General features: G+C 66.5%; 23 protein-coding genes, 1 tRNA gene and 1 pseudogene. 11 read left to right on the top strand and 14 right to left on the bottom strand.

Features of this window, described 5'->3' with window-relative positions; all coding sequences use genetic code 11:
• Positions 1-7: 7 nt before the first annotated feature.
• The gene (locus AC1MH0_RS13630) at positions 8-310 is read right to left on the bottom strand and encodes a DUF1244 domain-containing protein (RefSeq protein ID WP_480963222.1); all 303 of its coding nucleotides are present in this window, start codon (positions 308-310) and stop codon (positions 8-10) included.
• Between the two features lie 80 nt (positions 311-390).
• Here AC1MH0_RS13630 and pyk point away from each other — a divergent pair, with 80 nt between their 5' ends.
• The 4 genes from pyk to AC1MH0_RS13610 all read left to right on the top strand — a co-directional run bounded on the left by pyk (position 391) and on the right by AC1MH0_RS13610 (position 5,164).
• Positions 391-1,854 (top strand): pyruvate kinase, encoded by a 1,464-nt coding sequence (pyk, locus tag AC1MH0_RS13625; RefSeq protein ID WP_480963221.1) that lies wholly within the window; start codon positions 391-393, stop codon positions 1,852-1,854.
• 555 nt (positions 1,855-2,409) lie between these two features.
• On the top strand, positions 2,410-4,464 hold the full coding sequence (locus AC1MH0_RS13620; RefSeq protein ID WP_480963220.1) for a carbon starvation CstA family protein: 2,055 nt from the start codon (positions 2,410-2,412) through the stop codon (positions 4,462-4,464).
• Complete coding sequence (locus AC1MH0_RS13615) at positions 4,461-4,649, top strand: YbdD/YjiX family protein (RefSeq protein WP_121904345.1); 189 nt, start codon at positions 4,461-4,463, stop codon at positions 4,647-4,649. Before AC1MH0_RS13620 ends, AC1MH0_RS13615 begins: the two co-directional genes overlap by 4 nt.
• Before the next feature lie 5 nt (positions 4,650-4,654).
• Positions 4,655-5,164, top strand: a complete 510-nt coding sequence (locus tag AC1MH0_RS13610) for a biliverdin-producing heme oxygenase (RefSeq protein WP_480965746.1) — start codon at positions 4,655-4,657, stop codon at positions 5,162-5,164.
• Positions 5,165-5,179: 15 nt separating this feature from the next.
• Here AC1MH0_RS13610 and AC1MH0_RS13605 read toward each other — a convergent pair whose 3' ends face one another.
• Both AC1MH0_RS13605 and AC1MH0_RS13600 read right to left on the bottom strand, forming a co-directional pair.
• Positions 5,180-5,482: a polyhydroxyalkanoic acid system family protein gene (locus AC1MH0_RS13605; RefSeq protein WP_480963219.1), complete on the bottom strand. Its 303-nt coding sequence runs from the start codon at positions 5,480-5,482 to the stop codon at positions 5,180-5,182.
• Positions 5,483-5,491: 9 nt separating this feature from the next.
• A complete protein-coding gene (locus AC1MH0_RS13600) occupies positions 5,492-5,911 on the bottom strand; it encodes a VOC family protein (RefSeq protein WP_480963218.1) in 420 nt (139 codons plus the stop codon).
• A 363-nt stretch (positions 5,912-6,274) separates the two neighbouring features.
• On the opposite strand from AC1MH0_RS13600, the gene lnt reads away from it, so the two are divergent.
• Both lnt and metK read left to right on the top strand, forming a co-directional pair.
• The gene (gene lnt, locus AC1MH0_RS13595) at positions 6,275-7,807 is read left to right on the top strand and encodes an apolipoprotein N-acyltransferase (RefSeq protein WP_480963217.1); all 1,533 of its coding nucleotides are present in this window, start codon (positions 6,275-6,277) and stop codon (positions 7,805-7,807) included.
• Between the two features lie 73 nt (positions 7,808-7,880).
• Positions 7,881-9,098 carry a methionine adenosyltransferase gene (gene metK / locus AC1MH0_RS13590; protein WP_480963216.1) on the top strand — a complete coding sequence of 406 codons (1,218 nt, stop codon included), beginning with the start codon at positions 7,881-7,883 and terminating at the stop codon, positions 9,096-9,098.
• 216 nt (positions 9,099-9,314) lie between these two features.
• On the opposite strand, the gene AC1MH0_RS13585 is transcribed toward metK, so the two are convergent.
• The 4 genes from AC1MH0_RS13585 to AC1MH0_RS13570 form a co-directional block, all read right to left on the bottom strand.
• The gene (locus AC1MH0_RS13585; protein ID WP_480963215.1) at positions 9,315-10,391 is read right to left on the bottom strand and encodes an AI-2E family transporter; all 1,077 of its coding nucleotides are present in this window, start codon (positions 10,389-10,391) and stop codon (positions 9,315-9,317) included.
• A 119-nt stretch (positions 10,392-10,510) separates the two neighbouring features.
• The gene (locus AC1MH0_RS13580) at positions 10,511-10,795 is read right to left on the bottom strand and encodes a lipoprotein (RefSeq protein ID WP_056061318.1); all 285 of its coding nucleotides are present in this window, start codon (positions 10,793-10,795) and stop codon (positions 10,511-10,513) included.
• 141 nt (positions 10,796-10,936) lie between these two features.
• Positions 10,937-11,566 (bottom strand): phosphatase PAP2 family protein, encoded by a 630-nt coding sequence (locus AC1MH0_RS13575; protein WP_480963214.1) that lies wholly within the window; start codon positions 11,564-11,566, stop codon positions 10,937-10,939.
• Positions 11,566-12,390: a formate/nitrite transporter family protein gene (locus AC1MH0_RS13570; RefSeq protein WP_480963213.1), complete on the bottom strand. Its 825-nt coding sequence runs from the start codon at positions 12,388-12,390 to the stop codon at positions 11,566-11,568. The genes AC1MH0_RS13575 and AC1MH0_RS13570 overlap by 1 nt, the downstream gene beginning before the upstream one ends.
• Before the next feature lie 65 nt (positions 12,391-12,455).
• Here AC1MH0_RS13570 and trmB point away from each other — a divergent pair, with 65 nt between their 5' ends.
• Positions 12,456-13,136, top strand: a complete 681-nt coding sequence (gene trmB, locus AC1MH0_RS13565) for a tRNA (guanosine(46)-N7)-methyltransferase TrmB (protein WP_480963212.1) — start codon at positions 12,456-12,458, stop codon at positions 13,134-13,136.
• A 130-nt stretch (positions 13,137-13,266) separates the two neighbouring features.
• Here trmB and AC1MH0_RS13560 read toward each other — a convergent pair.
• Both AC1MH0_RS13560 and AC1MH0_RS13555 read right to left on the bottom strand, forming a co-directional pair.
• Positions 13,267-13,670 (bottom strand): annotated as a pseudogene (locus AC1MH0_RS13560) (efflux RND transporter permease subunit); the annotation flags it as partial.
• 7 nt (positions 13,671-13,677) lie between these two features.
• Positions 13,678-13,751 (bottom strand) — tRNA-Gly (locus AC1MH0_RS13555).
• 232 nt (positions 13,752-13,983) lie between these two features.
• On the opposite strand from AC1MH0_RS13555, the gene AC1MH0_RS13550 reads away from it, so the two are divergent.
• The gene (locus AC1MH0_RS13550; RefSeq protein ID WP_480963211.1) at positions 13,984-17,265 is read left to right on the top strand and encodes a hybrid sensor histidine kinase/response regulator; all 3,282 of its coding nucleotides are present in this window, start codon (positions 13,984-13,986) and stop codon (positions 17,263-17,265) included.
• Positions 17,266-17,509: 244 nt separating this feature from the next.
• Here the strand turns inward: AC1MH0_RS13550 and AC1MH0_RS13545 are convergent, their stop codons facing one another.
• Together AC1MH0_RS13545 and acs are read right to left on the bottom strand one after the other, a co-directional pair.
• On the bottom strand, positions 17,510-18,133 hold the full coding sequence (locus tag AC1MH0_RS13545; protein WP_480963210.1) for a response regulator transcription factor: 624 nt from the start codon (positions 18,131-18,133) through the stop codon (positions 17,510-17,512).
• Positions 18,130-20,085 carry an acetate--CoA ligase gene (gene acs, locus AC1MH0_RS13540; RefSeq protein WP_480963209.1) on the bottom strand — a complete coding sequence of 652 codons (1,956 nt, stop codon included), beginning with the start codon at positions 20,083-20,085 and terminating at the stop codon, positions 18,130-18,132. Before acs ends, AC1MH0_RS13545 begins: the two co-directional genes overlap by 4 nt.
• A gap of 154 nt (positions 20,086-20,239) precedes the next feature.
• Here acs and AC1MH0_RS13535 point away from each other — a divergent pair, with 154 nt between their 5' ends.
• Positions 20,240-21,688 carry a DcaP family trimeric outer membrane transporter gene (locus tag AC1MH0_RS13535; RefSeq protein WP_480963208.1) on the top strand — a complete coding sequence of 483 codons (1,449 nt, stop codon included), beginning with the start codon at positions 20,240-20,242 and terminating at the stop codon, positions 21,686-21,688.
• 32 nt (positions 21,689-21,720) lie between these two features.
• Positions 21,721-23,388, top strand: coding sequence for an MFS transporter (locus AC1MH0_RS13530; RefSeq protein ID WP_480963207.1), 1,668 nt, complete (start codon positions 21,721-21,723; stop codon positions 23,386-23,388).
• A gap of 127 nt (positions 23,389-23,515) precedes the next feature.
• Here the strand turns inward: AC1MH0_RS13530 and AC1MH0_RS13525 are convergent, their stop codons facing one another.
• The 3 genes from AC1MH0_RS13525 to AC1MH0_RS13515 form a co-directional block, all read right to left on the bottom strand.
• Positions 23,516-24,157 (bottom strand): general stress protein, encoded by a 642-nt coding sequence (locus tag AC1MH0_RS13525; RefSeq protein ID WP_056484945.1) that lies wholly within the window; start codon positions 24,155-24,157, stop codon positions 23,516-23,518.
• Between the two features lie 23 nt (positions 24,158-24,180).
• Positions 24,181-24,492, bottom strand: a complete 312-nt coding sequence (locus AC1MH0_RS13520) for a hypothetical protein (protein WP_056484947.1) — start codon at positions 24,490-24,492, stop codon at positions 24,181-24,183.
• 86 nt (positions 24,493-24,578) lie between these two features.
• On the bottom strand, positions 24,579-24,848 hold the full coding sequence (locus AC1MH0_RS13515; RefSeq protein ID WP_056061356.1) for a GlsB/YeaQ/YmgE family stress response membrane protein: 270 nt from the start codon (positions 24,846-24,848) through the stop codon (positions 24,579-24,581).
• A gap of 185 nt (positions 24,849-25,033) precedes the next feature.
• On the opposite strand from AC1MH0_RS13515, the gene AC1MH0_RS13510 reads away from it, so the two are divergent.
• Positions 25,034-26,509: a PAS domain S-box protein gene (locus tag AC1MH0_RS13510; protein WP_480963206.1), complete on the top strand. Its 1,476-nt coding sequence runs from the start codon at positions 25,034-25,036 to the stop codon at positions 26,507-26,509.
• Positions 26,510-26,512: the final 3 nt, after the last annotated feature.

Here is a 26,512-nt window from a genome sequence, read left to right as displayed (position 1 = left end):
GCCGTTCTCAGACCACTGCGTTCTTCGCGACGCTCGCCTTCATCCGTTCGAGCTGCTTGGGCGTCGCGTCGCCCTGGTGGTGCGCCTTCCACTCCGCGTACGGCATCCCGTACACCGTCTCCCGCGCCGCATCCTTCGACAGGCCGCCCGCCTCTTCCACCCAGTCGGACAGGCAATTGCGGCAGAAACCGGCGAGCCCCATCAGGTCGACGTTCTGCGCGTCCTCGCGGTGGCGGAGATGACGGATCAGGCGGCGAAAGGCCTGTGCCGCTACGGCATCGTCCAAAGTATCGAGGCGATCGGGGTTCATTACTATGCTCCGTGGTTGATCCCGCGGAGATAGGGTTTAAGGCCCGTCGCGGCAAAGACCTCCCCCAGGAAACGCACCGCATGACCCACGCCATTGCTCCCCGTTTGCGAAAAGTCCGCATCCTCGCGACGCTAGGCCCTGCCAGCAGCACGCCCGAGATGATCGCGACGCTGTTCCGCACCGGCGCCGACGCGTTCCGAATCAACATGAGCCACGGCGACCAGCAGTCGAAGATCGCCGTGATCCAGGCGATTCGCGCGCTGGAAAAGGACTATGGTCGTCCGTCGACCATTCTTGCCGATCTCCAGGGGCCGAAGCTGCGTGTCGGCAAGTTCGACGGCGGCCGTACCGTGCTCGAAACCGGCTCGACCTTCGTGCTCGATCGCGACCCGACGCCGGGCGACGCGACGCGGGTCGAACTGCCGCATGACGAGATCTTCGCGGCGATCGAGCCGGGCGCGCGCCTGCTGCTCGACGACGGCAAGCTCGTGCTGCGCGTCGTGTCGCATAGCCCGCGCGAGATCACGACGCGGGTCGAGGTCGGCGGCGCGCTGTCGAACAGCAAGGGGCTGAACGTCCCCGACGTCGTGCTGCCGATGGCGGCGCTGACCGAGAAGGATCGCAGCGATCTCGACTTCGCGGTCGACCAGGGCGTCGACTGGATCGCGCTCTCGTTCGTCCAGCGCCCGGAAGATCTCTGGGAGGCGCGCAAACTGATCGGCGGCAAGGCAGCGCTGATGGCGAAGATCGAGAAGCCGGCGGCGATCGAGCGGCTCGAGGAGATCGTCGAGGCCTGCGACGGCGTGATGGTCGCGCGCGGCGATCTCGGCGTCGAACTGCCGCCGCAGCAGGTGCCGCCGTTGCAGAAGCGCATCGTCGAGGTCTCGCGGCGGATGGGCCGCCCGGTGGTCGTGGCGACGCAGATGCTCGAATCGATGATCACGTCGCCCTCGCCGACGCGCGCCGAAGTGTCGGACGTCGCGACTGCGGTGTATGACGGCGCGGATGCGATCATGCTGTCGGCAGAGAGCGCGGCGGGTGCGTGGCCGATGGAATCGGTGGCGATGATGGATGCGATCGGCGTATCGGTCGAGGGCGATCCCGAACACGGCGACCGCATGCACTTCACCGTGATGAAGCCCGATCCGACGACCGCGGATGCGCTCGCGGAGGCCGCGAAGAACATCGCTGCGACGGTGTCGGCGGTGGCGATCATTTGCTTCACGACCTCGGGTTCGACCGCGCGCCGGATTGCGCGCGAGCGACCGTCGGTGCCGCTGCTGGTGCTGACTCCGAGCCAGGAAACGGCGCGCCGGCTCGGGCTGCTGTGGGGGACGCACGCGGTGCACACGCGCGACGTCGAGTCGTTCGAGGACATGGTCGCCAAGTCGAAGCGGATGGCGCTGCGCCACGGCATGGCGAAGGCGGGCGACCGGGTCATCGTCCTCGCTGGCGTGCCATTCCGGACGCCTGGGTCGACGAATGTGCTGCATGTGGTTCGGATCGTGGGCGATGAGCTGAAGGGGCATCATTCGCAGGTTTGAGTTGGGGGGGGCTTGAACTGGCGGCGCGCGCGACTTGCCGGTCGTTGCCATGCAAGCACAGCCCGGTGATGGGGAAAGTGGACCCCGCCCCAACTGTTCCCCCGCGAAGGCGGGGGTCCAGGGTACCGGTGCGCTACGGTATTCCGCTGGGCCCCCGCGTCCGCGAGGGAACGGTCTTGGTGGAGGTACGTCCGCCTCGTATCAGCACTGCATTAGGCTGGGGCACCAACGAACGCCACCCATGCCCGTCATGCCGGACCGTTCTGGCACCCACCGTTCCGCATGCTGCGCGCGCTTTGCAGGCCAACCGTTCCGATTGAGAACGCGAACCGGCAGCGCGCTATCATACTACCAGCAACCACCCCGGCGGAGGCCGGGGCCCAGTTTGGGGACGTTGCTAACTGAGGTCGGCGCTCCATTGTCTCGACCTTTCCAACTCGGCCCCGGCCTTCGCCCGGGTGGGGCTGTGCAGGGGTTAGTGCCTGCATCGGGGCTAGCGCTCCGCGCCTGAATACGCGATGCCGCGCAGACGGACCGCGCGGGAGGGCGAAGGCAATGACATTACGCGAGAAGATCGGCTGGGGCGCCCTCGCGCTGCTCGCAGCCTGCGCGCTGGCAGTCGTCGCGTTCGAGCGCGGCGAGCATGTCAACGCGTTGTGGATCGTCACCGCCGCGGTCTCGGTCCAGCTGATCGCGTACCGCTTCTACGCGCGCTACATCGCCCGCCACGTCATGCAGCTCGATCCATCGCGGCAAACCCCCGCCCTTCGCCGAGCCGACGGCCTCGACTACGTCGCGACCGATCGCAACGTCCTATTCGGCCACCATTTCGCTGCGATCGCCGGCGCCGGCCCCCTCGTCGGCCCGGTGCTCGCCGCGCAGATGGGCTATCTTCCCGGCACGCTCTGGATCCTCGCCGGCGTCGTGCTCGCCGGCGCGGTGCAGGACTTCATGATCCTGTTCATCTCGATGCGCCGCGACGGGCGGTCGCTCGGCGAACTGATCCGCATGGAGATGGGCGCGATCCCCGGCGTGATCGCGCTGATCGGTGCGTTCGCGATCATGGTGATCATCCTCGCCGTGCTTGCGCTGATCGTGGTGCGTGCGCTCGCGGGCAGTCCATGGGGACTGTTCACCGTCGCCGCGACGATCCCTCTGGCGTTCCTGATGGGTATCTACACGCGCTGGATCCGACCCGGAAAGGTCGGCGAAGTCTCCGTTCTCGGCGTCATCGGGCTCCTCGCCGCGATCGTCTATGGCGGTACCGTCGCCGCCTCGCCGACGCTCGCGCCGCTGTTCACGCTGACCCCGGTGCAGCTCTGCGTGCTGATGGTGGGATACGGCGCGGTCGCCTCCGTACTGCCGGTATGGCTGCTGCTGGCACCGCGCGATTATTTGTCGACCTTCCTCAAGATCGGCGCGATCGTCGCGCTGGCGATCGGCATCGCGGTCGTCGCGCCGCCGCTGCGGATGCCTGCGCTCACCCCGTTCATCGACGGCAGCGGCCCGGTCTGGTCCGGCGGGCTCTTCCCGTTCCTGTTCATCACGATAGCGTGCGGCGCGGTGTCGGGCTTCCACGCGCTGATCGCGAGCGGCACCACGCCGAAGCTGATCGCCAGCGAAGGCGATGCGCAGTTCATCGGCTATGGCGCGATGCTGATGGAGAGCTTCGTCGCGATCATGGCGCTGGTCGGCGCGTCGATCCTTGATCCGGGCGTGTATTTCGCGATGAACAGCCCGGCGGCGGTGGTCGGCACCGACTTCGCGTCGGCTGCGACTGCGGTCACCTCGATGGGCTTCCCAATCACGCCGGAAGTCCTGGCCCAGACCGCGAAGGACGTCGGCGAGACGACGATCGTCTCGCGGACGGGCGGCGCACCGACGCTGGCGGTGGCGATGTCGGAGATCTTCAGCCACCTCGTCGGCGGGCAGGCGATGAAGGCGTTCTGGTATCACTTCGCGATCCTGTTCGAGGCGCTGTTCATCCTCACCGCGGTCGATGCGGGGACTCGTGCCGGGCGGTTCATGCTGCAGGATCTGATCGGGCTCGCGGTGCCCTCGTTCCGCAATGCCTCGGCGATCGTGCCGGGGCTGATCGCGACCGCACTCTGCGTGATCGCGTGGGGGTTCTTCCTGTACCAGGGCGTTACCGATCCCTTGGGCGGCGTGAACACCTTGTGGCCGCTGTTCGGTATCTCGAACCAGATGCTGGCGGCGGTCGCGCTGGTGCTGGCGACGGTCGTGCTGTTCCGGATGAAGCGGCAGCGCTACGCCTGGGTGACGATCCTGCCCGCCGCGTGGTTGTGCCTGTGCACGATCACCGCCGGGCTGATGAAGCTGTTCGCGAGCGATCCGAAAGTGGGCTTCCTGGCGCACGCATCGAAGTTTGCAGAGGCAGCGGCACGCGGTGAATTGCTCGCGCCGGCCAAGACGATGGCGGAGATGCAGCGGATCGTGCTCAACGACCGGATCGATGCTGGGCTGTGCGCGCTGTTCCTCGCGGTGGTGCTGTCGATCGTGTTCTTCGGCATCCGTACCTGTCTGGCGGCGCTGAAGATCGACCGGCCGACGGTGACCGAAGTCCCGCCGCAGTTGGTGGCCGCAGAATGATCCGCGCACTCTACGCCAAGGCGCGCGAGACCGCGCTGCTGATGGTCGGCGTGCCGTCTTACACAGCCTACGTCCAGCACATGGCCGAGCGGCATCCGGATCACGCGCCGATGGACGAGCGCGCGTTCTTCCGCGATCGGCAGGAGGCGCGATACGGCAGCAAGGGCGGGGGACGCTGCTGTTGACCGACGTGCTTTCGACTGTCGCGCGACTCCGGGCGGCGACGGCGAGTGATCACGACGCGGTCGATGCGGGTTTCGGGCGCTACGACCTGACCGATGCAGACGATTACCGCGCGTTTTTGATCGCGCATGCCAGGGCATTGCCGGCGGTCGAGGCATGGCTGGCCGCCATTCCGGGGCTGGCGGCGGTCCGGTCGCGAGGGGCGGCCCTGGCCGAGGATCTTGCCGCGCTGGGCGAAGACATGCCTGCGCCAATGGTGTTCGACGTTCCGGCGAGCACGGCCGCCGGCTGGGGCGCGATGTATGTGGTCGAGGGCTCGCGGCTCGGCGGCATCATGCTGTCGCGGTCGGTGCCCGACGGGATGCCCTCGGCCTATCTCGGCGCGAAACATCTGTCGGGCGAGTGGCGCGCGTTGCTGGCCGCGATCGACGGTGAGCCCGCCGACGAGACCTGGGTCGAGCAGGCCATCGTCGGCGCCAGGGCGGCGTTCGAGCTGTATCGGCGCGCGCCTGCCTGAACTCACCACCTGATCTTAGCGCAGGAGTTTCGGCGCTTCCTTGCGGATCATGTCCTGCACCTTGCTCGCGAACAGGCCGAGGATGCCCGGCAGGTCGACGATCGCGTGGACGTTGGTCTCGAACACCGTGACCGCGCTCGTGATGGTCTGGCCCATCACCTGGATGGTGAAGTGCAGCGTGTCGCCGTCCCAGCGATGGTCGGTCACCGAGCCTCCAGGGATGCTGGCGCTGATCTTGTCGATCCCGCCGTCGAGCCGCGCGCGGACCGCCGCCTTGCCGAGCTGGTGGGGGACGTCGACGGTGATGGGGTTGGCCATGGAAAGTCCTTAAGTCGCGAAAAGCATGTCGTCGTGGGCGAACGCCTTGAACTCGAGTGCGTTGCCGCTGGGATCGAGAAAGAACATCGTCGCCTGTTCGCCGGGTTGGCCCTTGAAGCGGATGTACGGTGCGATCCCGAACTGGACGCCGGCGGCGGTGACGCGTTCGGACAGCGCGGTCCAGTCGTCCATCGTAAGGACGACGCCGAAATGGGGGACCGGGACGGCGTGGCCGTCGACCGCGTTCTCGACCGCGACGGGTTTGGCGGCAGGATCGAGGTGCGCGACGATCTGGTGGCCGAACAGGTCGAAGTCGATCCACTGATCGCTGGAGCGGCCTTCGCGACAGCCGAGCGTGGCGCCGTAGAAGTTGCGGGCTGCGTCGAGGTCGTGGACCGGGAAGGCTAGGTGGAAGGGGCGTAGGGTCATTTGGGGAAGATAGGTCGGGAAGGTAGGTTCGTCGAGCCGGGGGATTGCGTGGGTGCTTTCACCTACCGGGACGGTGGCCATCTCTTGTTCTCCCGCGAAGGCGGGAGTCCAGTCTGGGCTCCCGCCTTCGCGGGAGAACAAGCTTTGGGCAGGTGTGCTCACAACTCTACACCACCCCGGCGAAGGCCGGGGCCCAATTGGGGAACGTTGCTAACGGAAGGCAGCGTGTCGTTACTCCCACCTTTCCAATTGGGCCCCGGCCTTCGCCGGGGTGGTGCTAGCCGCCGGGAGGCGCTCTTCATCCCCCCGCCCCATCACACCGAAAACATTGCCCGGTCCCTTCCGCCACGCCATAGCGCGAGCGTGAACCGTTACCCTGCTCTCGCCTGCCTCGTCCTCGGTGCGCTTGCCGCGACCGGGTTTGCTCCGCTCGATCTGTGGCCGCTGACGCTGATCGCGTTCGCGCTGTGGATGAGGATCGTCCACGACGCGCCGACGTTGCGCGCGGCACTGTGGCGTGGGTGGGTGTTCGGGCTCGGTCATTTCACCGTGAACAACAACTGGTTCCAGCATGCGTTCGACTTTCAGGACGCGATGCCGCCGGTGCTCGGGTATTTTGCGGCGGTCGGCCTCGCGATCTACCTCGCGGTCTACCCGATGCTCGCCGCGGCGCTCGCCTGGCGGATCGCGCGACGGCCCGGTACACCCGATGCGACGTTCGTGCTGGTCTTCGCCGCTGCCTGGATCACGACGGAGTGGCTCCGCGCAACGCTGTTCACCGGTTACGCCTGGGACCCGCTGAGCGTCGTCTGGCTCCCCGCGATCGGCGTCGCGCGGCTGTCTGCGTGGATCGGGACCTATGCCCTGTCGGGTGTGACGATCCTCGCTGCGGGCGCGCTGCTGATGCTCGCGGTACGCCGTTGGACACTGCCAGCCGTCGCGCTTCCAGCGCTCGGCCTCGCCGCATTGTCCGCACTCTGGACGAATGCGCCGCCGCCCGCTCCCGGCACGCCCCTGGTCCGCGTGATCCAGCCCGATATTGGCCAGGAAGACCGCAGCGAGACCGATGGCGAGCGCGTCCTTACCGCGCTCGAAAAGCTGTCCGGCCAAGGCGGCGCAACCCCGCGCCTAGTCGTCTGGCCCGAGGGCGTCGTCCGCGACTATGTCGAGGACGGTTACCCGTTCTACGCGTACGGCTGGTCGAGCCCGCTCTACCTCCGCCGCCGCATGGCGCGTCTGCTGGGGCCCGAGGACATTCTGCTGATCGGCGGCACCGCATTAGAGTTCAATGCCAAGGATCAGATCTCGGGCGCGGCGAACTCGGTGTTCGCACTCGACGCGCAAGCACGACTCCGCGGCCGCTACGACAAGGCGCACCTCGTGCCGTACGGCGAGTATCTCCCGATGCCGTGGCTCCTGAAGCCGCTCGGCCTTGCGCGCCTTGTCCCCGGCGACATCGACTTCACCTCGGGCAAGGGCCCTGCGAACCTGACGCTGCCGGGCTTCGGCTCGATCGGCATGCAGATCTGCTACGAGATCATCTTCTCCGGTGAGGTCGTCGACCGCGCGCATCGCCCGCGCATCCTGTTCAATCCTTCGAACGACGCGTGGTTCGGCAAATGGGGTCCGCCGCAGCATCTTGCCCAAGCGCGGATGCGGGCGATTGAGGAAGGCTTGCCGATTCTTCGTGCCACCCCGACCGGCATCTCCGCGATCATCGCCGCCGATGGCCGCCTTCTCGCGACCGTTCCGCACGAGACTGCCGGCGCGATCGAGCAGCCGATGCCGTCCGCCCTGCCTCCCACGCTGTTCTCACGCGTCGGCAATGCGATGGCGGCGATCGTTGCAGCACTCATGCTTGCCAGCGCGGTTGCTCTCCGCCGCCGCCATCGTTAGAAGGTCATATAAAGCTTTCCTTATATGACGCTCAACCGGCAGTTTTGTCGGCGGGCATGACAAAGAGGCCCTTATGCGCAAGTCCTTCCTGTTCACGTCCGAATCGGTCTCCGAAGGCCATCCCGACAAGGTCGCCGACCAGATCAGCGACACGATCGTCGACCTGTTCCTCGCCAAGGACCCGCAGGCGCGGATCGCCTGCGAGACGCTGACGACCACGCAGCTCGTCGTCCTGGCCGGTGAAATCCGCGGCAAGGGCATCTACGAGAACGACCAGTGGGCCGATGGCGTGCTCGAAGAGATCGAGGCGGCGGTTCGCAACACGGTCAAGGAAATCGGCTACGCGCAGACCGGCTTCCACTGGGAGACGTTCCGCTTCGAGAACAACCTCCACGGCCAGTCCGCGCACATCGCGATGGGCGTCGACGAGAGCGGCAACAAGGACGAGGGCGCCGGCGACCAAGGCATCATGTTCGGCTACGCGACCGACGAGACCCCAGGCCTGATGCCGGCGACGCTGTATTACAGCCACAAGATCCTCGCCAAGATGGCCGAAGACCGCCATTCGGGCGCCGCGCCGTTCCTTGAGCCCGACGCCAAGAGCCAGGTCACGCTGTCGTACGAGAACGAAGTGCCGGTCGGCGCGACCGCCCTTGTCGTCTCGACCCAGCACGCTCCGGGCTACTGCGAGAAGGGCGACAACGCCGATCCCGCCAAGTACGCCGTACTGCGCGATTACGTGATGGGCGTGTTCAAGGACGTGCTGCCCGACGGCTTCATCACCGACGAGACCGCGATCTACATCAACCCGACCGGCCAGTTCGAGATCGGTGGCCCCGATGGCGACGCTGGCGTCACCGGCCGCAAGATCATCGTCGACACCTACGGCGGCGCGGCCCCGCATGGCGGCGGCGCATTCTCGGGGAAGGATCCGACGAAGGTCGATCGCTCGGCAGCGTATGTGGCGCGGTATCTGGCGAAGAACGTCGTCGCTGCGGGCCTTGCGCGTCGTTGCACGATCCAGCTGAGCTATGCGATCGGCATCGCCGAGCCGCTGTCGGTGTATGTCGACACGCATGGCACCGGCACCGTCGAGGAAGCCAGGCTCGAGGCGGTCCTGCCGAAGCTCGTTCGCCTGACGCCGAAGGGCATTCGCGAGCACCTCAAGCTTAACGCGCCGATCTACAAGAAGACCGCAGCCTATGGGCATTTCGGTCGTGAGCCCGACGGTGACACGTTCACTTGGGAGAAGACCGACCTGGTCGACGCGCTGAAGGCTGCTGTTGCCTGATAGAGGCGCCTTTGGGGTTACGAAAAAGCCTCCCGCGGACCAGTCCTCGGGAGGCTTTTTTTTAGCTGATCTTCCAGTCCCTCGCCCCGCCGGGGAGAGGGAGGGAGGAGCCGCTTGGCGACGGAAGGGTGAGGGGTTTAGGGGAGAGGGTTATCGAGGACGTGTCGCGACCCGAACGACCGGTCGCTCGCGCCATCCTTTGACAACGCTCAGCAGCTACTCGGGACGAACGGGGGAAACTTGGGCATGCCGCTGCTCGGTGAGGATCTGCCACGCCGTCAGGAACAGCGCCGCGACTAGCGGGCCGACGACGATACCGCTGAGCCCGACGACCTCGATTCCGCCCAGCGTCGTGACCAACACAATATAATCCGGAATCCCCGTATCGCGCCCGACCAGGATCGGCCGCAGGATGTTGTCGGCCAGACCGATCACCACCACGCCCGAGACGATCACGACCACGCCCTGCCAGATCGCTCCCGTCGCCAGCAGGTACACTGCAACCGGCACCCACACGATCGCAGGCCCGAGCGCGGGCAGCAGCGACGTCAGCGCCATCAGCAGGCCCCAGAGCAGGGCAGCCGGCACGCCGACGATCCAGAACGTCAGGCCGCCCAGCGCACCCTGGACGAGCCCGACGATCACCGATCCCTTGATCGTCGCACGCACCACCGCGACGAACTTGTCGACCAGCTTCACAGCCACCGAATGCTCGAACGGCAATGCGCGACGGATCGCAGGTCCCACCTTGTCACCGTCGCGGAGCAGGAAGAACGTTACGTACAGGCCGACGCCGAACGACAGCAGGAACGCAGCGGCGTTACGGCCGATCGATAGCGCCTGCCCGGCGATCGAGCGGACGCTGTTGCCGAGGATGTTGGACACCCGCGACTGTGCCTGTTCGAAGCTGTTAAGCCCGGCCTTGTCGAGCGCACCCTGGATCCGGTTCGGCATTGCGTCGTGGATCTGCTGGAAATACGCACCGAAGTTGATCTGGCCGTTCTGCAGCTTCGCATAGACCGAGGCGGACTGGTCGATCATCAGGCTGCCGATGAACAGCGTCGGGATGATCACGGCGACGAAGATGATTAGCAACGTCAGCGCGGCGGCGAGATTGCGGCGGTCGGGCCAGCGCTTGAGCAGCCACTGGTACAGCGACTGGAACAGGATCGCCGCGAGTGCGCTCCACAACAGCGCCGCCGCGAACGACGACACGACCACGCACAACGCGATCGTGATCGCCACCAGGAAGGTGATGAAGCCCCCCGTTTCCAGTCGACGCCTGTCGATCATTGCCGTGTCCCCCGTGATAATAGCGACCGATCGAGCCGGTCCTTTCAAAACGTCAAAACCGCCCTCCGGTGTGTACCGGAAGGCGGCCAAGACGCCGGCGCTGGTGTGCGCCTACAAGATCAACGGAGCTTTTCGCTGCCGTTGACCAGTGCATCCTTCTGCGCCTGCGGCATCGCCTGCGCGTTCACGTCGGCATCGTCGATCGCGTCCGACTGGCGGTCGCCGTCCTTGCGGACGGCCTTAGCCTGCTCTTCGAGATTGTCGGCAGTCGCTTCGAGTGCGTCGGCACGGTTGTCCGCGGCCTTCTCGACCTGGCTGCCGAGCTTGTCATCGCCCTTGCCGCCGCAGGCTGCGAGCGACACGGCCATGGCGGCGAGCGTGACGGCGATGGAAAGCTTCTTCATGGGGATAGTCCGTTCTGGTTACGATGCGGTGGCAACCGTCACGCGGGCGTAACGGTTCCGCTATCCCCTTGCCGATCCTTACAAATATTGATTTCGCCGCAATCTGTGGTCAACGGGTAACACTCGGTCGCGTCGAACCGCTCAGGCCTTGGCATGCTCGATCAGCAATGGTGCCTTGGTCGCCACGGCCGTCTCGACCGCGGGCGCGACCCGGTCGAAGACCGCGCTGACGAGCGCTTCGGCGATCCACCCGACCGCCGCACCGACGACGAGATCGGAGAGGTAATGCTTCCCGTTCACCGGTTGCGCCGCCGCGACGGCGCCAGAGATCAACGCCGCCGGACCGCCAGCGCCCGTGATGTCGCGCGACGCGGCACGCGCGACCGCAACCGCACCCGCGGTGTGGCCAGACGGGAACGACGTCTGGTCGTGATCGTCGCTCTTGCCGGGCTCGAACCGCGCCTTGCCGTCCTCAATCGCTTTTTCGGGGCGGGTGCGGTCGACCGATGCCTTGATCGCCGACTTGACGAAGGTCGCCGCCGCATGCGCCGCCAGCATCCGCACGCCGCCACGGATCACGTCCGGCCTGCGCGCGATCAGACCGATCACGACCGTGCCGATCGACGTCGCCACCAGCTGCGGCTGGTCGCCGATCTCGGCGAGGAACCCGGTCGCCTTGACCAGCGGTTCGTCGCGGTGCTCGGCAGCCTTGTGCGTCGCCTTGCGGTCCGCCTTCTCGACGGCCTTTGCGGCGTCCTTGGTCTTGCCCATCAATTTTCGCCCTGTCCGTCCATTTCACCGCGCACCTGTGCATGCGCGAGCAAGGCGAACAACCCCGCACCGCCCAGCAAGTTGCCGAGGATCGCCGGGACCATGAGGCCGCCGAACGCCTGAGCGACGCCGACCTTACCCGAAAACACCAGCAGCCACGCCTCCACCGATCCGACGATCGAATGGCTGAACGCGGCGATCGCGACGACGTAGGTGATCGCGACGATCACGAGGAACGACTGTTCGCGCGCATTCGGCAGCGACCAGGCGAGGATCGCGATCATGAACCCGGCCGGGATCGCGTTGACGAACGTCGCGCCGGGCGAGAGTTCGGTGATCGCCATCGACACCTCGATCATCGCGGTACGAAGCTCGCTGCCGCCGAGCAGGCCGGCCGCGATCATCCCGCCGGCCAGCGCCGTCCCGATGAGGTTGGCACCCAGCACGACACTCCAGAGCCGCAAGGTGCGCCGCAATGCCCAGCCCGACGGCTTGGTCACCAACGGCAACATCGCGGTGATCGTGCTCTCCGTGAACAACTGCATCCGCCCCAGGATCACGACCAGGAAGCCGATCGGATAGCCAAGCGAGACGATGATCGTCCGCCACGGCGTATCGGGCAGCGCGTGGTGCAGCGCGCCTTCCGCGATCAGCGAACTGGCGATCGCCATGCCCGCGGCGAGCCCGGAGAAGAACAGCGACGACACCGGTCGATCGAGTTCTTCCTCGCCCTCCTCGCGAACCGCCTTGTGCAGGTCCTGCGCATCGGCGGCCTTGAGATCCTCGACGTCTTCGCCGGGCGGATTGGAAGCGTTATCGACCATTACGAGAGTGCAACGGTCCGCGTCGCGCTTTGCTCCGGCGCAATCGCCCGCTAGAGCGCGCGGCGATGAACGATCCTTCTGTTATCCGCCGCCTCTATGGCCGTCGCCAAGGCCACAAGCTGCGCCTGGGCCAAGCCGCGCTCGTCGAGGAAACGCTCGCCGACCTCTCGGTGCCCGAGGAAGGGCCAATCGATGCGATGACGTTGTTCGGCGAGGACCGCCCCTTGCACATCGAGATCGGCTTCGGCGCGGGCGAGCATCTGGCGGGACAGGCCGCGATGAACCCCGACGTCGGCTTCATCGGCTGCGAACCGTTCCTCAACGGCGTCGTCGGCGCGCTGGCGCACATCCGCGACGGCGAGCTGACCAACGTCCGGCTGCACATGGGCGATGCGCTGGAGGTGATCGAGCGGCTGCCCGACGCGAGCCTCGACCGGCTGTACCTGCTGCACCCCGATCCCTGGCGGAAGGCGCGCCACGCCAAGCGCCGCATGGTCAACCACGGCCCGCTCGACACGATCGCCGCCAAGCTGAAACCCGGCGCGGAGTTCCGGCTCGGCACCGACGATCCGACCTATTGCCGGTGGTCGATGATGATCATGAACGCCCGCCGCGATTTCGAATGGCAGGCGAAGACGCCGCACGACTTCCTGACGCGCCCGGACGACTGGCCCGAGACGCGGTACGAGCGCAAGGCGCGGCGGCAGGGTCACGAGGTCTGGTATTACCGCTACCTGCGGGTCTGACCCCGCGGCGGCGATCCGGCAGTCAGGTCGTGACGCCGCCGCCGATCGCGCGGACGGTGTCGACCGCGATCTGTAGCCGCGTACTTTGCACTTCGAGCAACAGGCGTTGCGCGTCGAGCGCCGCGGTCAGCGCAGACAGACCCTTCGATTGCAGCGCCTGCGGTTCGAGGTCGATGTGCACCTGGCGCTGTTGCCCGCCCGATGGGTACGGGATCCCCGCGCCCCGGCGGTGACGAGGCCGGGGCGGATCTGGTTCACCGCGGTGTCGAACAGCTTGCCCTCGGACAGCCCGACCCTCGACAGCGCGAACTGCGGGATCGGCATTGGTCGAGCTCTAAAGTTGAGGATAAGCGGCGGGGTGACGCCCGGTGGCAACTGGCGCAGCACCGTCTGCGACACCGGCATGACCTGCGCGGCAGCAGTGCGGGTGTTGGCACTGGGCTGGAAATAGATCTTCGTGACGCCGATCCCGGGCATCGACCGGCTCTCGATATGGTCGATGTCGTTTACGGTGGCCGACAGCGCGCGCTCGTACAAGGGATGGAGCGGGTAACGGGAATCGAACCCGTGTATTCAGCTTGGAAGGCTGCTGTACTACCATTGTACTATACCCGCATGCTATTGAAACCGATGGGTTTCCAAGCAGGCTCCCGGTAGTGTTCCGACACGAGAGCGGTGCGGCGATAGCGCGGGCGGGTGATCGGTGCAAGCCGCTAGCCGCCGCGGGACGTCACATAGCGGTCGACGACCGGCGCCTGTCCTGTGCTAGGTCGTCGCGTCAATCCTGAACCGGAGCGCCGCCATCGTCGGGCCAAGTGTCATCATCGCGATCCTGACCTATGGCGCGTTGCTGTTCGGGATCGCCTGGATCGTCGACCGGCGCGGGCTGTCGACACGGCTCCAGCGGATCGCCTATCCGCTGTCGCTGGCGGTGTATTGCAGCAGCTGGACGTTCTTCGGCGGGGTCGGCACGGCGGCGACGCGGGGGTGGGATTACCTCGCCATCTATCTCGGGCCGGCGCTGGTGTTCCTGCTTGCGCCGAAGTTTCTCGCGCGGCTGGTAAGGCTGGCACGCGAGGAAGGGTCGAGCTCGATCTCGGACTTCATCTCCGCGCGCTACGGACGCAGCCGCGGGACCGCGGCGATCGTGGCGGGGACGGCGCTGCTCGCGTCGGTGCCGTATATCGCGCTCCAGCTTCGATCGGTCACGCTGAGTTTCGGCGCCATCGCGGGCGTCAGGAGTTCGGCGGAGGTCGGCACGTTCGTCGCGTTGCTGCTGGCGGTGTTCGCGATCGTGTTCGGCGCGCGGCGGTATGAAGTTGCGGGGCGCAACCCCGGCGTCGTCGCGGCGATCGCGGCGGAGTCGCTGATCAAGCTGTTGTGCTTCGTCGTACTCGGGATGGTGACGGTGGCGCTGCTGGCCGACGTGCCGGCGGAGATACTGGCGCCGCCGATGGCGCGGCTTCGGTCCGGCTTCACCTGGGGGGCGCTGACGTCCGATTTCTGGGTTCGTACCTTGTTGTCGGCGCTCGCGATCCTGTGCCTGCCGCGGCAATTTTATGTCGGGGTGATCGAAGCGCAGGGTCCGGACTCGATCGCCCGAGCGCGCGGGCCGTTCATCACGTACATGGTGGTGATCTCGCTCCTCGTGCTGCCGCTGGCGCTCGCGGGGATGACGCTGTTGCCGGATGGTGCAGAGCCCGATCTGTACGTGCTGGCGGTGCCGCTGCAGCAGGGCGCGCATCTCGTCGCGCTGCTGGCGTTTCTAGGCGGGTTTTCGGCGGCGACGGCGATGGTGGTGGTCGAGACGATCGCGCTGTCGACGATGGCGACCAACGATTTGCTCGCGCCGTTGCTGCTCCGGCGGCATGGCGAGGCGGGCGAGGGCGAACTCGGGCGGCGGATGCTGCGCGTTAGGCGGGTGATTATCGCTGCGATCGTCGCGGTTGCGCTGGTGTATGGGCGGAGTCTTGGCGCGGACCTGCCGCTGGCATCGATCGGGCTGATCGCGTTCGCCGGGGTCGCTCAGTTCGCGCCTGCATTGATTGCAAGCGTTGGGTGGAACTTCGCCAACCATACCGCGGCGCGCGCGGGACTGGTCGGGGGCGTGATCGTCTGGATCTATTGCCTGTTGCTGCCGTCGATCGGTGAAGGCGTCGGGCCGGCATTGGCGCAATTTACGCGGGGTTGGCTCGATCCCGATGCGTTGCTCGGCTGGCGGATCGGCTCGCCGTTGGTCAACGGCACGGTGTGGAGCCTCGGCGTCAACGTCGCGCTGATGGTCGGTCTGCATTTGCGCGAGCGCCACCGTGGGAATGCCGCGCTCGATCACGTCACGACGTTGGGCGAATTGCGGATGCTGGTTGCGCGGTTCGTCGGCGATGGCGAGGCGGAGGCGATCGGGGTAACGTCGCCCGATTTGCGCGCGCCGATCGACGGGCCCGCGGCGCGCACCGCCGAGCGGCTGATCGCAGGCGTGATCGGCGCACCGTCCGCGCGGAAAATCGTCGCGTCGAGCATCGCCGGGTCGGCGATCGACGTCAGCGACGTGGTACGGCTGCTCGACCAGCGTGGGCGCTCGCTGCGGTTCTCGCGCACGTTGCTGTCGGCGACGCTGGAGACGATCGATCCTGGGGTCAGCGTGATCGATGCGGACCTGAGGCTGGTCGCGTGGAATCCGCGCTATGTCGAGATGTTCGACTATCCCGAGGGCTATGTCGTGGTCGGGCGCTCGATCGCCGACCTGATCCGCTACAATGCCGAGCGCGAGGGGGTGGACGATATCGCCGCGCATGTCAGTCGGCGGGTGGCGCACCTTGCGCGCGGGACGCCGCATAGTTTCGAGCGGCAGCGGCCGTCGGGGCGGTGGATCAAGATGGTCGGGCGGCCGATGCCGGGCGGCGGGTACGTGCAGAGTTTCACCGACATCACCGCGGAGAAGGAGGCGCAGGCCGATCTCGAGGCGCGGGTCGTCGCGCGGACGCAGGACCTCGCGCGGTCGAACCACATGCTCGGCGAGGCGCGCGCGATCGCCGAGACCGCGACGCGCGACAAGACGCGGTTCCTGGCGGCGGCGAGCCATGACCTGTTGCAGCCTTTGCATGCGGCGCGGCTGTTCTGCGCGGCGCTCGACGAGGGAAAGGCGCCGCATCAAGGTGAGCTGGTACGCGCGATCGATGGCGCGATCGGCTCGGCGGACACGTTGCTGCGCGCGTTGCTCGACGTGTCGCGGCTCGATGCGGGGGGCGTCGTGCCAAAGGTCGAGCGGTTTGCGCTGGGGGCGTTGATCGACGAGCTGGCGGTGCAGTTCCGGCCGTTGGCGGGCGAGCGCGGGCTGGTGCTGGCGGCGCATCCGGGGGCGTTCAGCGTGGCGACCGATCGGTCGTTGCTGCGGTCGATCCTGCAGAACTTCCTGTCGAACGCGGTGCGCTATTCGGCGGATGGACGGATCTGGATCGGGGCGCGGCGCAGAGGTGATGACGTGCTGATCGAGGTGCGCGATGCTGGGCCAGGGATTGCGGCTGGGGATCGCGAGCGGATCTTCGAGGAGTTCGAGCGGCTGGAGAGTAAGGGGAGTGCGGGCGGCGGCGTCGGGCTCGGGCTGGCGATCGTTCGGCGGATCGCGCGGTTGCTCGGGTCGGCGGTCGAGTTGCGGTCGGACTTGGGGCGGGGGACGACGTTTGCGGTGCGGGTGCCGCTTGCGCCTGCCGGGTTGGATGTCGTGTTGCCGACGCCTCTGGCGAGCCGCGCGCTGGTGCCGGGGTTGCGGGTGCTGTGTCTCGACAATGATGCGACGATCCTGGCGGCGCTCGATGCGGCGTTGCGCGCCAGGCGGTGCGTGCCGTTGCTGGCGGCGACGATCGCCGAGGCGATGGAACTGGCGGCGGACGAGGAGCCGGATGTGGCGTTGGTCGACTTTCATCTGGACGAGGCGGAGGACGGACTCGACGTCGTTGTGCGGTTGCGGGCGATGGTGCCGGCGCCGGCGATTGCGCTGGTGACGGCGGATCGCGCGGTGGCGGAGGATCCGCGGTGTGCGGGGCTAGTCGTGTTGACTAAGCCGGTGGTGCCGGCGGATTTGTGGCGATTTATCGAGGATGCGTCTGCGGCGGCGGCGCGTGGGAGTTGAGCCTCCCCCGCAAGGGGGAGGTGGCAGGCGCTTGCCTGACGGGGGGGGAAAGAGGGAACTGCTGTTGCGCGTTCCTCCCCCTCCGCCGCCTCCGGCGCCACCTCCCCCTTGCAGGGGAGGATCAAGCCACGGACACAAGCCGTCATCCTGACGAACGTCAGGATCCAGAGCCACGATCGGGGTGGGTGGTATCCTGGGTCCTGACTTTCGTCAGGATGACGTTGGGGTAGTAGGTGGCGCGCGATTAGTCGGCGAAGTGGATGTCCATTGCTCTTGCCGCAAGGACAGCCTGCGTACGGTTCTGCACCCCAAGTTTCCGCAGGATCGCGGTCATGTGACCCTTCACAGTGCCTTCCGAAATGCCGAGGTCGAAGGCGACTTGCTTGTTCAGGCGGCCGGCCAAGACGCCGAGCAGGACTTTGAGTTCGGTTGGGGTGAGGCTTGCGACACGCGTCGCCATGTCATCTACGGAGGCACCTTCGATCGGCGCGTCGCGTTCGCCGGCGAGGGCTCGGGCTACGGCGGTTTCGAGCGTGGTCAGGTCGGCGGTCTTGGAGACGAAGCCGATCGCACCATAGGCACGCGCACGCGGTGCCGCCTCGGCTTCGTCGGCCGAGGAGATCACCATGATCGGCGTGTCGGGACGTTCGGCGTGGAGCAGCGCGACACCGGCAAAGCCTTCCGAGCCCGGCATGCGCAGGTCGAGCAGGATCAGGTCGAGCCGCGCCGCCCCCCGCACCGCGTCGACCGCCTCGCAGAGTTGCCCCGCCTCGATCACCACCGCGTCGGGCGCGGCGCGGCTGACCGCCAGTTTGAGCGCCTGGCGGAACAGCGGGTGATCGTCGGCGATGAGAATCGTGCGCGTCATGCCGGTACGGGGATAGCCTCCTCGCGCCCGGCGATCAGCGCGTCGACCACCGCGGGATCGGCGAGCGTCGAGGTGTCGCCGAGCTGGTCGAGCTGGTTCTCCGCGATCTTCCGCAGGATGCGGCGCATGATCTTCCCAGAGCGCGTCTTCGGGAGCGCGGGCGCGAACTGGAGGATGTCGGGCGTCGCGATCGGGCCGATCTCGCGACGGACCCACTGGACGAGTTCCTTGCGCAAATCCTCGCTCGGTTCGGCGTTCGCGTTGAGCGTGACGTACGCGTAGATGCCCTGGCCCTTCACGTCGTGCGGCATGCCGACGACCGCGGCCTCGGCGACCTTCGAATGCGCGACGAGCGCGCTCTCGACCTCGGCGGTGCCCATCCGGTGGCCGCTGACGTTGATGACGTCGTCGACGCGGCCGGTGATCCAGTAATAGCCGTCCTCGTCGCGGCGGCAGCCGTCACCGGTGAAATACTTGCCGGGATAGGTCGAGAAATACGTCTGGAAGAAGCGCTCGTGATCGTTCCACACGGTGCGCATCTGGCCGGGCCAGCTGTCGGCGATGACGAGATTGCCCTCGACCGCGCCCTCCAGCACCTTGCCGTCCGCATCAACCAGTTCGGGCAGCACGCCGAACAGGGGTTTCGTCGCGCTGCCGGGTTTCAGCGCGGTGGCGCCCGGCAGTGGCGAGATCATATGGCCACCTGTCTCGGTCTGCCACCAGGTGTCGACGATCGGGCAGCGACCGTCGCCGACGACGTTGTGATACCAGTTCCACGCCTCCGGATTGATCGGTTCGCCGACCGAGCCGAGCAGCCGGAGCGACTTGCGGCTCGTGCGCGTCACCCAGTCGTCGCCCTCGCGCATCAGCGACCGGAGTGCGGTCGGTGCGGTGTAGAGGATGTTGACCTGGTATTTGTCGACGATCTGCCAGAACCGGCTGTGATCGGGGTAGTTCGGCACGCCCTCGAACATTACGGTCGTCGCGCCGTTGGCGAGTGCGCCGTACAGCGAATAGGTGTGGCCGGTAACCCAGCCGACATCCGCCGCGCACCAGAAGATCTCGCCGGGCCGGTAGTTGAAGACGTATTCGTGCGTCATCGACGCCCACACCAGATACCCGCCGGTCGAGTGCAACACGCCCTTGGGCTGGCCGGTCGAGCCGCTGGTGTAGAGGATGAACAGCGGGTCCTCGGCGTTCATCGGCTCGGGTGCGCAGTCGGTCGACTGGCCCTCGACGCAGTCCGCATACCAGCAGTCGCGGCCTTCGGTCATGGTGACCTTGCCGCCGGTGCGGCGGACGACGATGACGGTCTCGACCGCGAGATCGCCGTGGTCGAGCGCGGCGTCGACATTGGCCTTCAACGGCACGGTCTTGCCACCGCGCAGCCCTTCGTCGGCGGTGATGACGATGCGGCTGTCGCAGTCATGGATGCGGTTGCACAGGCTTTCGGGCGAAAAGCCGCCGAACACCACCGAATGGATCGCGCCGATCCGCGCGCAGGCGAGCATCGCGAACGCCGCCTCGGGGATCATCGGCAGGTAGATCGTGACGCGGTCGCCCTTCTTGACGCCCTTCGCCTTCAGCGCGTTGCCGAGTTTCGCCACCTCATTGCGCAGCTCGGCATAGCTGATCTTGCGGTCGCCGGCGGGGTCGTCGCCTTCCCACAGTATCGCGGTCGCGTCGGGGCGCGCGTCGGCGTGGCGATCGACGCAGTTCGCGGCGACGTTGAGCTGGCCGTCCTCGAACCAGCGGATGTGGAAGTCGCTCTCGTCGAACGACGTGTCCTTGATCTTCGTCGGGGCGACGATCCAGTCGAGCCGCTTGGCCTCCTTCGCCCAGAACGCGTCGGGATCGGTCGCGGCCTCGGCATACATCCGGTCATAGGCGGCGGCGTCGATCAGGGCATCCTTCGCCCATTCCGCGGGGACGGGATAGCTTGCCTCGGTCATCTGGCTCTCCTTTTGCCGCGCTGTACGCGGTCGTGTCGGCACGATCATCCCGCACCAAAGTAAGGGGTGGACCGGGGGACGCAATACGCCATGATGACGACGCTAATTCCACGCGTAAGACCAGTGGAAAAGTGCGGAGACGGGGATGACATTCATGGCGTTCAAGAAACGGCTGGCCTTGACGGCCCTGCTCGCGGGCACCGCGCTGGTACCCGGCGTGGTGCAAGCGCAGACTGCGCGTGAGGTCGAGCTCGAGACTCGGCTGAAGGCGCTGGAAGCGGCGGTGCAGGACCTGCGCGGCGAGCTGAACGCAGCGCGGGCGACGGCTGCGGCCGCGCCACGACCTGCCGCTCCGGCGACGTCGACCGCCGCACCGACCGCGGTCGCGTCCGCGCCGAACGACCTGCATCCGACGGCCCCCGTCGGGCCGACTGCGCCGACCGCGCTTGCCGAAGCGAAAGCACCCGCCGCAGCGTCGACCGACGGGTTCAAGGTCGCGGGGACGACGGTCAAGCTCAACGGCTTCATCAAGACCTGGGCATCGGTCAGTCGCTACAGCGGCGGCAACATCGCGCCGGAATCGGTCGGTCGCGACTTCTATTTCCCGAGCATGATCCCGGTCGGCGGTCGCAACGAGGGCAACAGCCTGGAATCGCACGCCAAGCAGACGCGGATCGTGCTGGCGACGGACACGCCGGTGGCGGGACACAGCCTGAAGGGTCTGCTGGAAGTCGATTTCCAGGTCGTGCCGGGATCGCAGGGTAACCAGCGCGTCGTCAGCGGCTACAACCCCGGCCTGCGTCGCGCGTTCTTCACCTACGACAACTGGCTGTTCGGTCAGGAATGGACGACGTTCCAGTATATCGGCGCACTGCCCGAAACGACCGACTTCATCGGGCCGTCGGAAGGCAGCGTGTTCGTTCGGCAGGCTCAGATACGGTATACACGCAAGTTGAGCGATACGCTGACGGTGTCGGTCGCGGCCGAGAACCCAGAGACCGCGTCGACCGGCCTGACCTCTGCCGCGATCGTCGAGAATGCGGACGATCGCCTGCCCGACGTCGCGGCTCGGCTGAACTACAAGACCGCGTTCGGCGAGTTCTCGCTGGCGGGGTTGGCGCGCAAGCTGACGATCGACACCGGACCGCTGAACGAGAGTGCGACCGGCTGGGGCGTGTCGTTCGCGGGCAAGGTGCCGCTCGACGTGTCCGGCCGTTCCGACATCCGCTTCATGGTGACGCATGGCGACGGGATCGGCCGGTATGTCGGCCTGAACCTGGCGCCCGACGCCGTCTTCGCAGCGGTGCCGGGAGCGGAATTGCGGACGCCCAGCCTTTCCGCTGGATTCGCCGCGCTGAAACTCGGCTGGACCGACAAGCTGCGCTCGACCTTCATCGGCAGCGTCCAGTCGATCGATTATCCGACCGGCGGCGAACCGATCGGCGCCAGCGCTTCGGCGTGGAGCACGTCTGCCAACCTGTTCTTCTCGCCGATCAAGGCCATAGATCTGGGTGTCGAGTTCCGCCACGCGGAACGGCGGCTGGTCGACGGGCAGGTCGGCAAGCTCGACCGCGGCGAACTCGCCGCACGCTACTCGTTCTAAAACATAATTGCTCCACCTGAGAGGACACTGCCATGGCGACTACAACAGGGGATGCTTCGCCCCTCGGGCATGTGAAGCAGAGCCAGCCGCTCATCATCATCGCATCCTCCTTGGGTGCGGTGTTCGAATGGTACGATTTCTATCTCTACGGCCTGCTGGCGACGATCATCACCGCGCAGTTCTTCTCGGGCGTCAACGAAACCACCGGGTTCATCTTTGCGCTCGCGGCGTTTGCGGCCGGGTTCGCGGTGCGGCCGTTCGGCGCGCTGGTGTTCGGGCGGATCGGCGATGTCGTCGGGCGCAAGAACACGTTCCTCGTCACGATGGCGATCATGGGCCTGTCGACGTTCCTGGTCGGTCTGCTCCCCAGCTACGCGTCGGTCGGCGTCGCCGCGCCGATCGCGCTGGTCGTGCTGCGCCTGCTGCAGGGCCTCGCGCTCGGCGGCGAATATGGCGGCGCCGCGACCTATGTCGCCGAGCACGCGCCCGACAAGAAGCGCGGGCTGTTCACCAGCTTCATCCAGACCACAGCCTCGCTCGGCCTGTTCGCCGCGCTGCTGATCGTCATCGGCGTGCGGACGCTGGTCGGTGAGGAGGCGTTCGCGGCATGGGGCTGGCGTATCCCGTTTATCGTCTCGATCGCGCTGCTCGCGGTGTCGCTCTGGATCCGCATGCAGCTCGAAGAGAGCCCGGTGTTCCAGAAGATGAAGGACGAGGGCAAGACCTCGAAGGCGCCGCTGACCGAAGCGTTCGGGCAGTGGAGCAACCTCAAGGTCGTGCTGATCGCGCTGTTCGGTGCGGTCGTCGGCCAGGGCGTCATCTTCTACACCAGCCAGTTCTACGCGCTGTTCTTCCTCGAGAAGAACCTGCGCGTCGACGGACCGACCACCAACATCCTGATCGCGATCGCGCTGTTGATCGCCACGCCTGCGTTCATCTTCTTCGGTTGGCTGTCGGACAAGATCGGGCGGAAATACATCATCCTGACGGGCTGCGCGCTCGCTGCGCTGACGTACATGCCGCTGTTCCACGCGCTGTCGAAGGCCGCCAACCCGGCGCTCTATGCGGCACAGGCCAATTCGCCGGTGAGCGTCGTCGCTAATCCCGACGAATGTTCGGTGCAGTTCGATCCGGTCGGCAAGAACAAGTTCGACAAGAGCTCATGCGACATCGCCAAGGCGTATCTGGCGAAGGCCGGCATCTCTTACGCGAACGTGATCGCACCCGCGGGCACCGTCGCGCAGATCCACATCGGCGGCACGACCATCCCGGTCGTCAACCCCGCGGTCGTGTCGGGTCCTGACAAGGCGGCGGCGATCAAGGCGTTCGGTGCGGAAGTGAAGACTGCCCTGACCTCGGTCCGCTACCCCGAAAAGGCGGACCCGGCACAGATCAACAAGCCGATGGTGATCGCGATCCTCGTCCTGCTCGTGCTGTACGTGACGATGGTCTACGGGCCGATCGCCGCGCTGTTGGTCGAGCTGTTCCCGACGCGGATCCGCTACACTTCCATGTCGTTGCCTTATCATATCGGCAATGGCTGGTTCGGCGGGTTCCTGCCGACCGCGGCGTTCGCGATGGTCGCGGCGACGGGGGATATTTACTACGGCCTCTGGTATCCGATCGTTGCCTGCGCGGTGACGGTGCTGGTCGGGCTGGTATTCCTGCCCGAGACGTTCCGTCGGTCGCTGCACGGCTAGGGTCTTCGGCCTTTGGTTGAACGACGAAGGGGTCGGTTTGGTTGAACCCAAACCGACCCCTTCGCTATTCCGACGCTGTCACACCCGCCGCCCGATACGCTGGCGGCAAGGATCGTGACGGCATCGTTCAGTAGGTCGACGCGTTTGTCGAAGATACCGAACCATAGCGGCCACGCTCGGCAACGACTTCGTCGCGCGTGTATGCGGGCGCTGCCTCGTCGAAGCGCGTCCAGCCGTCCTGGCGATACGCTGCACCGCGGGTCGTCGCGTCGACCGAGCGATGACGATCGAGAACCGCTTCGGCCTCGGTGGCGAGACTGTCGTCGACGCGTGCGCTGAGCAACGTGCCGCCGCGACGGACGCCTTCCGAATAGACATGCGCTTCGTCATCGGTGTGACCGGCGTCCTTCAATGCGCCGACGATCGTGCCGGTTGCGGCACCGCCTGCGGCACCGATACCGGCACCGACGACGGTGGACGCGAGCCAGCCGGCGGCGACGATCGGCCCCAGGCCCGGGATCGCTAGTAGGCCGAGACCGGCGAGCAGGCCACCGACGCCACCGACGGCTGCACCGGTCGAGACACCGCGGCTTACATCGCCACGATCGTTGACGTCGTCCAGCGACGTGTCGTGATCGCCGTGCGCGCCATCGGCGTTGTTCGCGACGATGCTGATCGAGTCATGTGGCACGCCGAGACGCTCGAGATCGTTCAGGGCGGACTTCGCATCCGAATAGTCGTCGAACAGGCGGGTAAGGGTCTTGGTCATCGTTTCTCTCCTGAAAAAATGGATCAGCGTGCGGTCACGTTGCCCTTGTAGTCGAGTCCGACATTGACCTTCTTGCCGGCCTTGGTCGCGCTGCCGCGCCAGACGCCGTCCTTGTCCTTCGCCAGGCGCGAGACCGACTGGTAGCCGGCCTTGGTCAGGCGACCGCGAGCCTGGTCCTCGGAGAAGGAGTTGGCGCCCTTGGCCGGGGCCGCGACATGGGCGGCATCGTTGTTCTTGACGGCCGGGTTGTGCGCGCCGGCATGCGTTGCGGTCTGCGCGACGGCGCTGGAGGCCAGCAGCATTGCGCCGCATGCCATGAATGCTCGAACGGTCATGATACTCTCCTGAGTTTCTGGTTTTGGAAACGGGGGCGTTCGCCGAGTGGGAGGCGGCATTTGAGCCACGCCGCCTCCCGGTCGCATCAGCGAACCGTACCGCGACGAAACATGTTGACGATCGCGAGCAGGATCACCGCGCCGACCAGCGAGATCAGGATCGACTGGATGTTGAGCGCGCCGTCCATGATCGATGCGCCACCGATCAGCGGCGTGATCAGGAAGCCGGCCAGCAACGCGCCGACGATGCCGACGACGATGTTGAGAAAGATGCCCTGCTGCGCATCGGTGCGCATGATCATGCTGGCGACCCAACCGATGAGCCCGCCGACGACGAGAAGAATGATGAGGTTCATGATGAGGCTCCTGGACGATGATGGTACTGGGTTATGGTACAGGGGGCTCAACATTCGGGGCCGCCGATCCGTTCAGTTTCGACGCCGCGCCAGAATTTTACGATTGGTGCTCACATACCGGTCGTATTGGTATAAATGTAGCGCCGGGCACGGAACCGCAGCCCCCTTTTGGTCGCTGGACAGGCATGACCAAGACCAACGGAAAGCCGCTCCACGCCCCGACGCTGCATCACCTGGAACAGCTCATGACCGGGTTGCTCGAAGGGGTGATCCTGATGGATCCGACCGGCATGATCCTCAGCGCGAACCCGGCGGCGTTGAAGATGCACGGCGTGAAGGCGTTGGCCGAGCTGGGCGAGACCGCGGACGATTACGCGGCGCGCTTCAGGCTGCGGTACCGTGACGGTCGCAAGCTGCCGCGCCGCGAGTATCCGTTGATGCGGCTGCTCGCCGGTGAAAGCTTCCCCGATCTGATAGTCGAGGTCTCGTCACCGGATGCGGACGAGCCGCGCTGGGTGCATCAGGTCCGCGACATCGTCATGGACGAGGATGGCGGCGATCCCGATTGCCTGGGGATGGTCATCAACGACGTCTCCGAACGGTTCGACGCGGAGGACCGGTTCCAAGCGATGTTCCATGCGAACCCCGCCCCTGCCCTCATCATGCGGGTCGCCGACCAGCGCTATGTCCTGGTCAACCAGGGGTTCCTCGATCTCTCCGGCTACGACCGCGACCAGATCGTCGGCAAGACGCTGTTCGATCTCGACTTCCTCGCCGAGGTCGAGCGCAAGCCGTTCGTCAAGGAACGCGTGGCGGCCGGCAAGACCGTCCCACAACTGGAGGCGGAACTACCACTCGCTGGGGGCGACAAGACGCTGGTCATCCTCGCCGGCCAGCCGATCGAACTCGCCAACGAAGACTGCCTGCTGTTCACCTTCGCCGACCTCGAACCCCGGCGTCGCGCGCAACTCGCGTTGCAGGCGAGCGAACGGCATTTCGCGTCGGTGTTCGAGATGGCCCCCGTCGCGATGGTCATCACCAAGGGTGACGAGAACCGCATCGTGCAGGTGAACGCGGCGTTCAAGAGCCTCACCGGCTATACCGATCACGCGGTCGTCGACCGGATCGCCGACGATCTCCAGCTATGGAACGACGCCGCGCAGCGAGTGGAGCTGGAAACCGAGATCCGTGAGCGGAACGGCATCCGCGGCCACGATGTCCGCCTGCTGCACAAGAACGGCGAGACGCTGGACTGCCTCGTCTCCGCCGAACGGATCAGCGTCGACGGCACGCCCTGCGTCCTGTGGCTGTACCAGGACATCACGGCGCGCCGCCGCGGCGAACTCGAACTCGTCGAAGCGATCGACGCGGTGATGAAGGACGCCAACTGGCTGAGCCGGTCGATCATGGACAAGCTGGCGACGCTGCGAAATCCACGCGCCAGCTCGGGTGCCACGCCCCCCACCACCGAACTCAGCAAGCGCGAGCGCGAGGTGCTCGAACTGATCTGCCAGGACCTCGACGATGCGGCGATCGCCACCCGGCTCGACCTGTCGCGCAACACGGTGCGCAACCATGTCGCACGGCTTTACGCCAAGATCGGCGTCAACCGGCGCAGTGCCGCGATCGTGTGGGCGCACGAACGCGGCGTCGGGGCGTAACGC

This window comes from Sphingomonas sp. AP28 (genome assembly GCF_056680455.1).
The sequence above is the reverse complement of the archived record's forward strand: the minus strand, read 5'-3'. Positions and strand labels throughout refer to the sequence as shown.

Coding starts and splice junctions, on each gene's coding strand:
- AC1MH0_RS13600 (WP_480963218.1), bottom strand. CDS start 5,911: ATGACCCTACGCCCCTTCCACCTAGCCTTCCCGGTCCACGACCTCGAC.
- AC1MH0_RS13530 (WP_480963207.1), top strand. CDS start 21,721: ATGGCGACTACAACAGGGGATGCTTCGCCCCTCGGGCATGTGAAGCAG.
- AC1MH0_RS13535 (WP_480963208.1), top strand. CDS start 20,240: ATGGCGTTCAAGAAACGGCTGGCCTTGACGGCCCTGCTCGCGGGCACC.
- AC1MH0_RS13630 (WP_480963222.1), bottom strand. CDS start 310: ATGAACCCCGATCGCCTCGATACTTTGGACGATGCCGTAGCGGCACAG.
- AC1MH0_RS13580 (WP_056061318.1), bottom strand. CDS start 10,795: ATGAAGAAGCTTTCCATCGCCGTCACGCTCGCCGCCATGGCCGTGTCG.
- pyk (WP_480963221.1), top strand. CDS start 391: ATGACCCACGCCATTGCTCCCCGTTTGCGAAAAGTCCGCATCCTCGCG.
- AC1MH0_RS13570 (WP_480963213.1), bottom strand. CDS start 12,390: ATGGTCGATAACGCTTCCAATCCGCCCGGCGAAGACGTCGAGGATCTC.
- metK (WP_480963216.1), top strand. CDS start 7,881: ATGCGCAAGTCCTTCCTGTTCACGTCCGAATCGGTCTCCGAAGGCCAT.
- AC1MH0_RS13615 (WP_121904345.1), top strand. CDS start 4,461: ATGATCCGCGCACTCTACGCCAAGGCGCGCGAGACCGCGCTGCTGATG.
- AC1MH0_RS13510 (WP_480963206.1), top strand. CDS start 25,034: ATGACCAAGACCAACGGAAAGCCGCTCCACGCCCCGACGCTGCATCAC.
- AC1MH0_RS13545 (WP_480963210.1), bottom strand. CDS start 18,133: ATGACGCGCACGATTCTCATCGCCGACGATCACCCGCTGTTCCGCCAG.
- AC1MH0_RS13525 (WP_056484945.1), bottom strand. CDS start 24,157: ATGACCAAGACCCTTACCCGCCTGTTCGACGACTATTCGGATGCGAAG.
- AC1MH0_RS13585 (WP_480963215.1), bottom strand. CDS start 10,391: ATGATCGACAGGCGTCGACTGGAAACGGGGGGCTTCATCACCTTCCTG.
- AC1MH0_RS13605 (WP_480963219.1), bottom strand. CDS start 5,482: ATGGCCAACCCCATCACCGTCGACGTCCCCCACCAGCTCGGCAAGGCG.
- AC1MH0_RS13620 (WP_480963220.1), top strand. CDS start 2,410: ATGACATTACGCGAGAAGATCGGCTGGGGCGCCCTCGCGCTGCTCGCA.
- AC1MH0_RS13520 (WP_056484947.1), bottom strand. CDS start 24,492: ATGACCGTTCGAGCATTCATGGCATGCGGCGCAATGCTGCTGGCCTCC.
- acs (WP_480963209.1), bottom strand. CDS start 20,085: ATGACCGAGGCAAGCTATCCCGTCCCCGCGGAATGGGCGAAGGATGCC.
- trmB (WP_480963212.1), top strand. CDS start 12,456: ATGAACGATCCTTCTGTTATCCGCCGCCTCTATGGCCGTCGCCAAGGC.
- AC1MH0_RS13575 (WP_480963214.1), bottom strand. CDS start 11,566: ATGGGCAAGACCAAGGACGCCGCAAAGGCCGTCGAGAAGGCGGACCGC.
- AC1MH0_RS13515 (WP_056061356.1), bottom strand. CDS start 24,848: ATGAACCTCATCATTCTTCTCGTCGTCGGCGGGCTCATCGGTTGGGTC.